This window comes from Streptomyces colwelliae, from assembly GCF_048158785.1.
Lineage (GTDB): Bacteria > Actinomycetota > Actinomycetes > Streptomycetales > Streptomycetaceae > Streptomyces.
Genome location: NZ_JBLTJC010000313.1, coordinates 1 through 12,320 on the forward strand (window position 1 = coordinate 1; position 12,320 = coordinate 12,320).

Consider the following 12,320-nt stretch of genomic DNA (forward strand, 5'->3'; position numbering starts at 1 on the left):
GGGCCGTGCCCGTGCCCGACGAACTGCGCCCCTGGATCGCGCGCGTAGGCGCCCTGCGGCTCGACGCCGTGCCGCAGGAGCCGTTCGTGCATCTCCCGGACGCCGACAACCCCCATCGGCCCTGAAGGGGCCTCGTCCTCAAACGCCGGACGGGCTGAGATTGCCTGAACCGGCGCCTGGACAGTCGAACGCCGGACGGGCTGGAAATGCCCGTCCGGCGTTGGTCATTGGTCCCCGATACCGGCGGCCCATTGGCCCTGCCGCGAGGTCCACGGCGCCGCCAGGCTGGCCCCATGAGCCTCGCCTTTCTCCTCACCACCCTCGTCGTGGTCGCCACCCCCGGCACCGGTGTCGTCTACACCCTGGCCGCCGGTCTCTCCCGGGGGCGCCGCGCGAGCGTCCTCGCGGCCTTCGCCTGCACACTTGGCATCGTGCCGCACGTACTGGCCACCGTCATCGGGCTGGCCGCGCTGCTGAACGCCAGTGCCGCCGCCTTCCAGATCCTCAAGTATGCCGGTGTCGCCTATCTCCTCTACATGGCGTGGGCGACGGTGCGGGACAAGGAGGCGATCACGGTGGAGCAGGACACCGCGCCGCGCTCGGCCGGGCGGGTCGTCGTCCGGGGTGTGCTGATCAACATCCTCAACCCGAAGCTGACGATCTTCTTCTTCGCGTTCCTGCCCCAGTTCGTGAGCCCCGACCAACCCCACTCCGCCGTAAGGATGTTGGCGCTCAGCGGTGTCTTCATGCTGGTGACGTTCGTCGTCTTCGCCGCCTATGGCGTCCTCGCGGCCTCCGTCCGCAGCCACGTCACCTCACGGCCCAGGGTGATGGCGTGGCTGCGGCGGAGTTTCGCGGGGTCGTTCGTGGCGCTGGGGGCGAAGCTCGCCTTCACGGCCAGGTGAGTCTCAACGCCCTTGCAGGGCCTTGACGTTGTCGCCGAACGTCCAGTTCTTCGAGCCGTCCCAGTTGATCGACCAGGTCATCAGGCCCTTGAGGCTCGTGCCGTAGTGCTTCCACGCCTGGGAGACCAGGGACGGTGACATGTAGCCGCCGCCCGCGCCCGACTGGGCGGGCAGGCCCGGTACTTGCTTGTCGTAGGGGACCTTGATCGTCGTACCCTGCACGACGAGGCCCTTGTTGAGGCAGTCGGTCTGGGCGGTGAAGCCCGCGACCGTGCCGGCGGAGTACGAGTCGCCGGAGCAGCCGTACATGCTGCCGTTGTAGTACTGCATGTTGAGCCACCACAGGCGGCCGTTGTCCGCGTACTTCTTCACGATCGGGAGATACGCGCCCCAGATCGAGCCGTACGTGATGCTGCCGCCGGTGACGTACGCCGTCTCCGGGGCCATCGTCAGGCCGAAGCCGGCCGGCATCTGGGCGAGGATGCCGTCGATGATGCGGATCAAGTTGGCCTGGGACGTGGAGAGTTGGGTGATGCTGCCGCTGCCCACCAGGCCCGTCTCTATGTCTATGTCGATGCCGTCGAAGTTGTACTTCTTCAGGATCGGGACGATCGTCGAGACGAACTTGTCGGCGACCGTGGACGAGCTGAGGTCGATGCCCGCGGCCGCGCCGCCGATCGACATCAGGATCGTCTGGCCGGAGGCCTTCGCCGCGCACATCTCGGCCGGCGTGGCCACCTTCACGCCCGCGTCCATGCCGTCCTCCCACAGGGCCGTTCCGTCGGAACGGATGACCGGGAAGGCCGCGTTGATCACGTTGTAACCGTGGGTGGCGATAGCGGAGTTGGTGATCGGGGTCCAGCCGAAGGGCGGATGGACGCCGTTGGAGGAGCCGTCCCAGTTCTCCCAGTAGCCCTGGAGGACCTTGCCGGCGGGGCGGGACTTCACGGCGCAGGTGTCGGCGGCGGACGCCGTCGCGGCGATGGGGAGTTGGGCGAGGCAGGCCGTCGTGAGGGCGGCGGCGAGCAGGCGCAGGGCACGGCGGAGCATACGGGCCTCCCGGTGGGGGTGCGGTGAGGTGTCGTAGGCATGACAGTGCGCGTGGTCCAGACCTTTCGTCAAGAGGTCCGTACCGGCCGACCGTGCTGACAAGTATGGAATGACAGATATTGAAATCTGTCAGCTGTCATGTCAAGGTGGAGTGCATGACGATCCCCACGCGCACTCTCGGAACCACCGGCCCCCAGGTCTCCGCCCTCGGCCTCGGCTGCATGGGCATGTCGGCGTTGTACGGCGACGCGGACCGGGCCGAGTCCATCGCCACCGTCCACGCCGCCCTCGAAGCGGGCGTCACGCTCCTCGACACCGGCGACTTCTACGCCATGGGTCACAACGAGATGCTGATCGGCGAGGCCCTGCGCGCCGCGCCGGCCGCCCGTCGCGAACAGGCGCTCACCAGCGTCAAGTTCGGGGCCCTGCGCGGTCCGGACGGCGGCTGGAGCGGCTACGACGGCCGGCCCGCCGCCGTGAAGAACTTCGCCGCGTACTCGCTGCAACGCCTCGGCGTCGACCACATCGACGTCTACCGGATCGCCCGGGTCGACCCCGGCGTACCGATCGAGGAGACGGTCGGCGCGATCGCCGAACTGGTCGAGCAGGGGTACGTCCGGAACATCGGCCTCAGCGAGGTCGGCGCCGACACGATCCGCCGGGCCGCCGCCACCGCGCCGATCGCGGATGTGCAGCTGGAGTACGCGCTGATCACGCGCGGCATCGAGGACCGGATCCTGCCGGTCACCCGCGAGCTGGGCATCTCCGTCACGGCGTACGGCGTGCTGTCCCGGGGACTGATCTCCGGGCACTTCACGACCGACCGGCAGCTCGGCGCGAGCGACTTCCGGGCGCACTCGCCGCGCTTCCAGGGCGAGAACCTCCAGCACAACCTGACCCTGGTCGAGCAGTTGCGGAAGCTCGCCGAGCAGAAGGGCGTCTCCGTCGCCCAACTCGCCATCGCCTGGGTGCTGTCGCGGGGCGAGGACATCGTCCCGCTGGTCGGCGCCCGCACCCGGGAGCGGCTGACCGAGTCGCTGGGCGCGCTGGACGTCGTACTGGACGCGGCGGACCTGGCGGCGATCGAGGCGACCGTACCGGCGGACTCGGCGGTGGGCGACCGCTACCCGTCGGCGATGATGGCGCACCTCGACAGCGAGCGCTGATCCCGCCTGCGGGTACGGTCTTCGTCATGGCAGCGAGCGAGACCCTGACCGCCGAGCGCATCCTCGAAGCGACCGAGGAGGTGCTGCGCCGCCACGGCCCGGCGAAGGCCACCGTGGTGGACGTGGCCCGCGCGCTCGGCGTCAGCCATGGCACCGTCTACCGGCACTTCCGTACGAAGGCGGCGCTGCGGGGGGCGGTCACCAAGCGCTGGCTCGACCGTACGTCGGAGAAGCTGTCCCTCGTCGTGGCGCGGGGCGGCGACCCGGAGGCCCGGCTGCGGGACTGGCTGGCGGGGCTGTTCGAGGCCAAGCGGAGCAAGGCGTGCGGCGATCCCGAACTCTTCGCCACGTATTCGGTGCTCACCCGTGAGACGGGCCTCGGCGATGTGGTCGGCGACCACCTCGCCGAGCTGACCGGCCAGTTGACGGAGATCATCCGGGCGGGCGTCGGGAGCGGTGCTTTCACCGTCGCCGACCCGGAGATCGCCGCCCGCACGGTGTTCCAGGCCACGGGCCGCTTCCACGACCCGGTCTACGCGGACGAGTGGCAGAAGCCGGGCGCGGAGGCGGAGTTCGAGGCGATGGTGGAGCTGTTGCTGCGGGGACTGCGGGGCTGAGGATCAGCTGCTCGCCGTGCACCGCCAGAAGTCCCGCATCACCTTCGTCGGGGTCGGGTTGGCCATACCCGCCTGGGTCAGCAGGATCGTGACCGTGCCGGTGGGCGGGACGATGTGGGCCGTGGTGCCGGTGCCGCCGACCCAGCCGTAGCGGCCGGGGACGTTCCACGGGTCGATCGGGGTGACGTCGACCTGGCCGCCGTAGCCCCAGCCCTGGCCCTCCAGGAAGAGGGCGCCGGCCTCGCGCTGGGCGGCCGTGAGGTGGTTCGTGGTCATGCGGCTCACCGAGGTGGGGGTGAGGAGTTCGCGGCCGGAGCCCAGGAGCATGCGGGCGAAGGCCAGCCAGTCGTCCGCCGTGGAGACCAGGCCGCCGCCGCCCGAGGGGAACGCGGGGATCCCGTTCCACTGGCCGTCCGGGGTGTCCGTCAGTTCCAGGGTGCCCGCCGGGGTGGGGCTGTAGTAGCTGGTGAAGCGCGACCGCTTCGACTCCGGGACCTCGAACGCCGTGTCCGTCATGCCCAGCAGTTCGAAGATCCGCTCGGCCAGGAACTCCGGGAGGGCGCGGCCTGACGCGCGTGCGATCAGCACGCCTTGCAGGTCGGACGCCGTGCCGTACAGCCAGGCCTCGCCCGGCTGGTGCAGGAGCGGGACCCGGGCCAGGTCCGCGACCCAGGTGTCCGGGTCCGGCCACGACTGGAGGAACCGGCCGTCCTTCTGCACCCCGAACAGCGACCGCACCGCCGGGAGTGAGAAGTCGGACGGGAAGCCCCAGCCCGGGCGGGAGCTGAGCAGGTCCTCGACCGTGATCGGGCGGGCCGCCGGGACCAGGTCGTCGACCGGGCTCGACGGGGTGCGGACCACCATGGGCTTCGCCAGCTCCGGCAGCCACTCGTCCACGGGGGAGTCGAGGCCCAGGACCCCGTCCTCCACCAGCATCAGCACCGCCGCCGCCGTGATCGGCTTCGTGATCGACGCGATACGGAAGATCGAGTCCCGGGCCATCGGCGCGGAGCCCTCCGCGTCCACGGAACCGACGGCCACCACCTCGACGTCGCCACCACGGGCCACGAGACCCACGGCACCGGGGACCGTCCGGCCCTGGACATGTCGGATCAGGGTCTCGCGGAGTTCGCTCATCGATGGGCCTTCCGGTGCCGGTCGCGGTCGTAGGTGCAGTCGTACGCAGGAGACGTACGAGAGATACGACCGGAGCGGCCACGGAAACTCATCGGTGACCCACGGCTACGCCGCCGACGGGTCCACCGTCGCCTGGTGCTCCTCGGCCAGATGCTCCTCCGCCTTCAGCCAGGGCAGGAACTGCGCGTTCTTCTTCCAGCCGCACGTCTCGCAGCTGATCGTGCGCCTCGCACCGGTGCGCAGCACCCGGACGACGTGCTCGCGTCCGTGCTGGTCCCATCGGCTCACCTTGCTCGTGTTGATCTCCAGCATGATGTCTCGCCTCCGTCACAGAGTGTGCAGCAAGACCAACATCAACAGGGCTCAATTCACGCCGAGTTGTCCAAGCTGTGAACATGACATCCCGGGTTTCGTCCGGTATGCGGTCCGGTATGCCGTCCGGCATGTCATCCGATCGTGCGCGGCAGCCGCAGGCTGAGCAGGCCGGTCAGCACGACTCCGGCCAACTGCACCAACAGCGTTGTCGCCAGGGCGTCCTGCATGCCCATCCCCGGGACCAGGGAGAGGAAGAGGGTGCCGAGGGTGGCCACGCCCAGTGCCAGCGCGGACTGCTGGGTGGTGACCATGACTCCCGCGCCCACACCGGCACGGGCGGCGGGGACCTCGGACAGGATGATGCGGAAGATGATGGGGAGTTGGAGCGCCTGACCGGCGCCGGCGACCGCCGCGCCCGGAAGCAGTTCGACGAATCCGAGGTGCGGCCAGGAGCGCCACACGGCCAGCACGATCAGGCCCAGACCGACCGCCTGCACGACCGAACCGGCCGTCACGACCCGCGTGCCGTACCGGGTCACCAGACGCGGCCCGGCGAGCGAGGCGAGGAAGAAGGTCACCGCCAGCGGGACGAGCGCGAGGCCCGCCGCGACCGGGCCGAGACCCGCGCCGCTCTGCAACGCCACCGCGATCACGAACATGAACCCGCTGAAGCCGATCGCGAACGGCAGGATCATCACCAGACCGCGCCTGAGCGAGGTCAGCGCCAGGAGACTCGGCGGCACCAGCGGCGTACGGCCCTGCCGGTCCGCCCTGCGCTCCACCGCGTAGAACGCCGACGCGAGCCCCGGGAACGCGGCCAGCGACAGCCACGTCCACAGCGGCCAGCCCGCCGCCCGGCCCTCGGTCAGCGGGACCAGCAGCGCCAGCAGGGACGCGCCGAGCAGGAAGGTGCCGGGCACGTCCACCGGCTCCGGGTGCTGGGAACGCGTCTCCGGTACGACCTTGGCGGCCAGGAACAGACCGACGATGACGACCGGCACGTTCACCAGGAACACCGCGCGCCAGCCGGTACCGGCGATGTCCGCGGCGACCAGGACCCCGCCGAGGATCTGGCCGGCCACCATGGCGAGGCCGGCGGTCGCGCCGTACAGGCCCATCGCCTTGGCGCGGCGCGGGCCCTGGGTCGCGGACTGGATGGTGGCGAGGACCTGCGGGAGCATCGCCGCGGACGCCGCGCCCTGCGCGATCCGCGCGGCGACCAGCGTCCAGGCGGTCGGCGCGAGCCCGCACGCCAGCGAGGTCAGGCCGAACGCGGCCATCCCGCCCAGGAACAGCCGACGGCGCCCGAACAGGTCGCCGAGCCGGCCACCGAGGACGAGCAGCACGGCGTACGAGACTCCGTAGCCGGCGACGACGAGTTCGAGGACGGCCTCGCTCGCGGAGAGGTCCTTGCCGATGGTCGGCAGGGCCACGTTGACGATGAAGAAGTCGATGAGGGGCAGCGCCGCGGCCAGCAGCACCGTGAACAGTCCGAGGCCGCTGAGCACGGGTGCAGCCGCCGGGGATCGGACGGTGCGGGAAGCGATGGTTTCGGTCACGCTGCCGAGCGTGCGCCTTCCGCGAGACGGGTACCAGAGTGTCCTTATCCTGGTAGCAGGACTACCTGGAAACAGGCTCCGCGCGGCGGCAGACTGGAGCGATGACGACGATGGCACAGGAGACGACGACGGGGGCGGCGGTCACGAGGGCAGCGGCCGAGGTGGCGGTCGCTCCGCAGAACGCGTCCACGGTCCGGCGTCATGAACTCGCCGTCTTCCTGCGCCACCGCAGGGAGCACATCACCCCCGAGCAGGTCGGCCTCCCGCGCGGCACCCGGCGCCGTACGCCCGGCCTGCGCCGTGAGGAGGTCGCGCAGCTCGCCGCGGTCGGGGTCACCTGGTACACGTGGCTCGAACAGGCCCGGGACATCCAGGTCTCCGTACAGGTCCTCGACGCCCTCGCCCGCACCCTGCTGCTCGACCCGAGCGAGCGCGCCCACCTCTTCCAGCTGGCCGACGCGACCGACCCGCGGCCGGCGACGGTCTGCCCGGTCGTCACGCCCGCCCTGCGGGAGATGCTGGACCAGCTGGACCCGATCCCGGCCTGTCTTCAGAACGCCAGGTACGACATCCTCGCCTACAACCGGACGTACGGAATGCTGCTGTGCGACATGGATGAGGTGCCGCCCGAGGACCGCAATTGCATGATCCTCTCCTACACGCACGAGGAGTGGCGGTCGTCGATCGTGCACCTGGAGAAGACCCAACGGCTCATGGCCGCCCGCTTCCGGGGCTCCATGGCGGGCCACCTCGCCGACCCCACCTGGAAGACACTCCTCAAGCGACTGCGCACGTCCCCCGAGTTCTGCGACGTCTGGGACCGCCACGAGGTGATGGGCGCCAGCCCCCGCCGCAAGGAGTTCCGCAACACCCACGTCGGCCGCATCACCGTCGACCACACCGACCTGTGGCTGGGCCCGTCGACGGGCCCGAGGATGGTGACATACGCCCCGGCGGACGAGGAGTCGAGGCAGAGGCTGGAGCGCCTGCACGCAATAGCGCAGGCGAGGTGAGGCTTTTGTTTTCAGGGGCGCGGGGCTGTGACATGTGCGGCTCCGCCGCGTGGGCGCGACCAGCCCGCACGCACCCGCACTCGCTCAACTACACGCTGATCCCCGCCGCTTCGCGTACTTCAACAGACGACAACTGCTCAGCCGTACGTTCAGCAGTCCGACGCGCCCACACCCCACTGGTAACCGCACCGAGCACCAGCACAGCCACCCCGCACGCCACCAGAATCCACCACCCGGGCCGAGCCGCGGAAACAAACGTCTCCTTGTACGACGACGCGCTCACCCCGGACGCCAACACCGCCCCGACCACGGCAACCCCCAGCGTCTGCCCCAACTGCCGACTGGTGGAGGCAACGGCCGCCGCAACCCCCGCCTGAGCGCGAGGCATCCCGGACACCGCCGTGTTGGTGATCGGCGCGTTCACGAACCCGAAGCCGATCCCGAACAGCGCGTACCCGATGAACCGCGAGACGCCGGACGTCTCCGCCTCGAACCCGGCGAACATCACCGCACTGGCCGTCATCGCGGTCCCCGCGATCAGCAGGGATATGCGCGGCCCCCGACTGCCGACCAGCCGCCCGGAGATCGGTGCGCAGAGGAACGTGGGAACAGCCATCGGCAGCATCCACAGGCCGGCGTGCAGCGCGTCCAGCCCCACCACGTTCTGCAGATACAGCGTGGACAGGAACAGGAAGCCACCCAGTGCCGAGAACGCGCTGATCGCGATCACCGTCGCCCCACTGAACGGCGCCGAACGGAAGAAGCGCAGGTCGATGAGGGGTTCGTCGCGCCGCGGCTCGTACCAGAGGAGACCGGCGAGGGCGGCCAGCGCGAGGATCGCGAAGGGCAGGACCGAGGTGAACCCGGACTCCGGCGCCTCGATGATCGCGTACGTCAGGGAGCCGAACAGGGCGATCACCATGAGCTGGCCGACCGGGTCGGCACGGCGGGCCTTGGGCGCGCGGGACTCGGGGATGAACTTCAGCGTGAGCAGCAGCGCGGCCAGGCCCACCGGCAGGTTGATCCAGAAGATCGAGCGCCAGCCGACCGAGTCCACGAGCAGCCCGCCGATCAGCGGACCGGCGGCCATCGATATGCCGACGACCGCGCCCCACACACCGATCGCGCGGGCGCGCTCGCGCGGCTCGGTGAAGGTGTTGGTGATGATCGACATGGCGACCGGGTTGAGCATCGAGCCGCCGACCGCCTGGATCATGCGGAACCAGATCAGCGCGTCCAGATCGGGTGCCAGGGAGCAGAGCAGGGAGCCGAGGCTGAAGACCACCAGGCCGGCGATGAAGACCCGCTTGCGGCCGATGCGGTCGGCCGTGGAGCCCGCCAGCATCAGCAGGGAGGCCAGGACCAGGGTGTACGCGTCGATCGTCCACTGGAGACCGGAGGTCGACGCGTGCAGGTCGGTCTGCATCGCGGGCAGTGCGACGTTCAGGATGGTCACGTCCAGGCTCACGATCAGCAGACTCATGCAGCAGATCGCGAGCACCAGCTGTCGGCGGCGGTGGCTGAGCTCGGGCATGCGAACCATCGTACGCCAAACTCGATAGTGCGGCTAACTAATTACCGATACATGATCCTGCGGCCGAGCATCGGACGCGGTGCGGGACAATGGAGCAATGTCCACGCCCGTCTCCCCGCTCGCGTCCCCGGCTGTGACCCCTTTGCGGATCGGTCCGCACACCGTCTCGCCGCCCGTCGTCCTGGCCCCCATGGCCGGGATCACGAACGCGCCCTTCCGTACCCTGTGCAGGGAGTTCAGTGGGGGTAAAGGCCTGTTCGTCAGCGAGATGATCACGACCCGGGCGCTGGTCGAGCGCAACGAGAAGACCATGCAGCTGATCCACTTCGACGCGACCGAGACGCCGCGTTCGGTGCAGCTGTACGGCGTGGACCCGGCGACCGTCGGCAAGGCCGTCCGCATGATCGCGGAGGAGGGGCTCGCCGACCACATCGACCTCAACTTCGGCTGTCCCGTACCGAAGGTCACCCGCAAGGGCGGCGGCTCCGCGCTGCCGTACAAGCGGAACCTGCTGCGGGCGATCCTGAAGGAGGCCGTCAGCGGGGCCGGTGACCTGCCCGTCACCATGAAGATGCGCAAGGGCATCGACGACGACCACATCACCTTCCTCGACGCCGGCCGCATCGCCGTCGAGGAGGGCGTCACGTCCATCGCGCTGCACGGGCGCACGGCCGCCCAGCACTACGGCGGTACGGCGGACTGGGACGCGATCGCCCGGCTGAAGGAGCATGTGCCGGAGATCCCCGTGCTCGGCAACGGCGACATCTGGTCGGCGCAGGACGCGCTGCGGATGGTGCGGGAGACCGGGTGCGACGGGGTCGTGGTGGGGCGCGGGTGCCTTGGGCGGCCGTGGCTGTTCGCCGACCTCGTGGCCGCGTTCGAGGGGCGTCAACAGGACGTCCTGGAGCCGTCGTTGCGCGAGGTCGCCGATGTCATGGTGCGGCACGCGACGCTGCTCGGAGAGTGGATCGGGGACGAGGCGCGCGGGGTCATCGACTTCCGTAAGCACGTCGCCTGGTACCTGAAGGGCTTCGCGGTCGGGAGCGAGATGCGCAAGCGCCTCGCGATCACGTCATCACTTGAGGAACTCCGGTCCGGGCTCGACGAGTTGGACCTCGACCAGCCCTGGCCCGTGGGCGCCGACGGGCCCCGCGGCCGTACGTCCGGCAACAACAGGGTGGTGTTGCCGGACGGTTGGCTGAAAGACCCGTACGACTGCGCGGGGATCGGCGAGGACGCCGAACTCGACACCTCAGGTGGTTAGTTCGTCTTCGGGTGCGGGGTCGAGCCGTACGCCGTCAGGAACTTGTCGCGGAAGTCGCTCATCTTCCACACCGGGGCGTCGTGCGCGGGACGCAGGCCGTCGGACCAGTTCCAACTGTCGATCTTCTCAAGGACCTTGGGGTCCTTGGCGACGATCGAGATCGGGACGTCACGGCTGGCGTGGTTGCCGCTGACGCGGGCGATCGGCTGGTGGTCGCCGAGGAAGACGAGCACGGTGTTGTCGTTGCCGTAGCGCTCCAGCCACTGGGTGAGGGAGTTCACCGAGTACTGGATCGACTTGCCGTACTCCTGGCGGGACTTGGTGGTGTCGGCGACGACGCTGGACGCCTTGTTGCCGTTCTTCTCGATCGAGTCGAAGATCGAACCGTCGCCCAGCTGGTCCCAGGGGACGAGCTTCGGGATCGGCGCCCAGGGCTGGTGGCTGGAGGTCAGGATCAGCAGGGACATCAGCGACTTGCCGTCGGTGCGGGGCTTGCTGTGCACCTGGTCCTGGAACTGCTGGAGCGCGTACTGGTCGGGCATCGTCGACCAGCTGAACTTCGGTCCCTGGTAGCCGAGTTGGAAGGCGTTGTAGACCTTGTCGAGGCCGTAGAAGCTCTGCTCCGGCCAGCCCTTCTGGATGCCCGGCATCACGCCGACGGTGTCGTAGTCGCCGGTCTTCTTGAAGGCGTCGGTCAGGCTCAGGTGGTCGCTGGCCATCACCGTGCGGTAGCGCTGCTGGTTGCTGACCCACAGGCCCGACATGGTGGTGGAGTGGCCGAGCCAGCTGCTGCCGCCGTACGTCGCCGAGGTCAGCCAGCCGCTCTTCGCGGCGAAGCCCGCCTTCGAGAGGGCCTTGGTGTCGGCGGAGAGGGTCGCGTCGACGCCGGGCGCCATGATCGGGTCCTCGATCGCGCTACGGCCGTAGCTCTCGATGAAGGTGAAGATCATGTCCTTGCCGCGGAGGTCCGGGACGAGCTGGCTGCCGGGGGTGTTGCCGAAGGCGTCGACCTTGGCGACCTTCTTGAACTCCGCCTCGTCGCGCAGGGTTTCCTGCACCGCGCGCACCTGGTACTTGATGACTCCGGCGGTGTGGTCGGCGGCGAGCGGGATGCCGTGGAACTCGAGCGCGAACGCGGTGAGGGTGATCCAGACCGTGCCGGCGATCAGGGTGCCCTTGGTCGCGATGGCCTTGTAGGTCACCAGCACGTTGCTGAGCCGGACCATCGCCAGCGCGACGAGGACGATCAGCGCGACGATGAGGGTGATGAGGGCGACCGTGATGACCTGCGTGGCCGTCCCGCCGAAGGTGTCCTTCAGATACCCGCGGGCGTCCCCGAACAGGCTCCAGTCCAGGATGATGTTGAAGTGCCGGCCCAGGTATTCGTTGAAGCCCATGTCGAACATGTTCAACACGGCGATGGCCCCGACGAGCGCGCCGAAGCCGGCGGCCAGAATGATCCGGGGCCGCCGCGGCAGGCTCAGCAGAATGACCGCCGCCATGACCGCCTCGGCCGGTACCCGCGCGAACTCCATGAGTCTCAACTGCCCGAGTGTGTTGGGCATTTCGAGGCAGATGTAGACCAGCACGGCCGCGAGGAACGTGACGACCCAGGAGAACGTGAGCGCGGCAACGGGGTGCTTCTCCCGCCAGGCCTGCATACGACGCCGGAGGCCGAGGCGGCTGCTCCAGGTACTCGCCGTGGAAGAAGTCGAAGTCGTGCGGGCTGCTCATGAGCGGTCTCCAGTGGTTCCGGCGGC

The 12,320-nt window shown here is 69.4% G+C and carries 11 protein-coding genes; 5 read left to right on the top strand and 6 right to left on the bottom strand.

Features of this window, described 5'->3' with window-relative positions:
• Nucleotides 1-293 precede the first annotated feature (293 nt).
• Complete coding sequence (locus ACNFOC_RS40935; RefSeq protein ID WP_416964092.1) at nt 294-905, top strand: LysE family translocator; 612 nt, start codon at nt 294-296, stop codon at nt 903-905.
• 3 nt (nt 906-908) lie between these two features.
• Here the strand turns inward: ACNFOC_RS40935 and ACNFOC_RS40940 are convergent, their stop codons facing one another.
• Entirely contained in the window at nt 909-1,955 is a 1,047-nt protein-coding gene (locus ACNFOC_RS40940) for a chitinase (RefSeq protein WP_416964093.1), read from the bottom strand.
• 155 nt (nt 1,956-2,110) lie between these two features.
• Between ACNFOC_RS40940 and ACNFOC_RS40945 the strand changes: the two genes are divergently transcribed.
• Nucleotides 2,111-3,121 (top strand): aldo/keto reductase, encoded by a 1,011-nt coding sequence (locus ACNFOC_RS40945; RefSeq protein ID WP_416964094.1) that lies wholly within the window; start codon nt 2,111-2,113, stop codon nt 3,119-3,121.
• A 26-nt stretch (nt 3,122-3,147) separates the two neighbouring features.
• On the top strand, nt 3,148-3,738 hold the full coding sequence (locus tag ACNFOC_RS40950; protein ID WP_416964095.1) for a TetR/AcrR family transcriptional regulator: 591 nt from the start codon (nt 3,148-3,150) through the stop codon (nt 3,736-3,738).
• Nucleotides 3,739-3,741: 3 nt separating this feature from the next.
• Here the strand turns inward: ACNFOC_RS40950 and ACNFOC_RS40955 are convergent, their stop codons facing one another.
• The 3 genes from ACNFOC_RS40955 to ACNFOC_RS40965 all read right to left on the bottom strand — a co-directional run bounded on the left by ACNFOC_RS40955 (nt 3,742) and on the right by ACNFOC_RS40965 (nt 6,749).
• On the bottom strand, nt 3,742-4,875 hold the full coding sequence (locus tag ACNFOC_RS40955) for a serine hydrolase domain-containing protein (protein WP_416964096.1): 1,134 nt from the start codon (nt 4,873-4,875) through the stop codon (nt 3,742-3,744).
• A gap of 105 nt (nt 4,876-4,980) precedes the next feature.
• Nucleotides 4,981-5,187 carry a hypothetical protein gene (locus ACNFOC_RS40960; RefSeq protein WP_406126750.1) on the bottom strand — a complete coding sequence of 69 codons (207 nt, stop codon included), beginning with the start codon at nt 5,185-5,187 and terminating at the stop codon, nt 4,981-4,983.
• Nucleotides 5,188-5,321: 134 nt separating this feature from the next.
• Nucleotides 5,322-6,749: an MFS transporter gene (locus ACNFOC_RS40965; RefSeq protein WP_416964097.1), complete on the bottom strand. Its 1,428-nt coding sequence runs from the start codon at nt 6,747-6,749 to the stop codon at nt 5,322-5,324.
• 101 nt (nt 6,750-6,850) lie between these two features.
• Between ACNFOC_RS40965 and ACNFOC_RS40970 the strand changes: the two genes are divergently transcribed.
• Nucleotides 6,851-7,762 (top strand): helix-turn-helix transcriptional regulator, encoded by a 912-nt coding sequence (locus ACNFOC_RS40970; protein ID WP_416964098.1) that lies wholly within the window; start codon nt 6,851-6,853, stop codon nt 7,760-7,762.
• Nucleotides 7,763-7,850: 88 nt separating this feature from the next.
• On the opposite strand, the gene ACNFOC_RS40975 is transcribed toward ACNFOC_RS40970, so the two are convergent.
• On the bottom strand, nt 7,851-9,296 hold the full coding sequence (locus tag ACNFOC_RS40975) for an MFS transporter (RefSeq protein WP_416964099.1): 1,446 nt from the start codon (nt 9,294-9,296) through the stop codon (nt 7,851-7,853).
• Nucleotides 9,297-9,393: 97 nt separating this feature from the next.
• Between ACNFOC_RS40975 and dusB the strand changes: the two genes are divergently transcribed.
• On the top strand, nt 9,394-10,560 hold the full coding sequence (gene dusB / locus ACNFOC_RS40980) for a tRNA dihydrouridine synthase DusB (RefSeq protein ID WP_416964100.1): 1,167 nt from the start codon (nt 9,394-9,396) through the stop codon (nt 10,558-10,560).
• On the opposite strand, the gene ACNFOC_RS40985 is transcribed toward dusB, so the two are convergent.
• Nucleotides 10,557-12,221, bottom strand: a complete 1,665-nt coding sequence (locus tag ACNFOC_RS40985) for a sulfatase-like hydrolase/transferase (RefSeq protein WP_416964101.1) — start codon at nt 12,219-12,221, stop codon at nt 10,557-10,559. The two genes, dusB and ACNFOC_RS40985, sit on opposite strands and share 4 nt — an antisense overlap.
• Nucleotides 12,222-12,320: the final 99 nt, after the last annotated feature.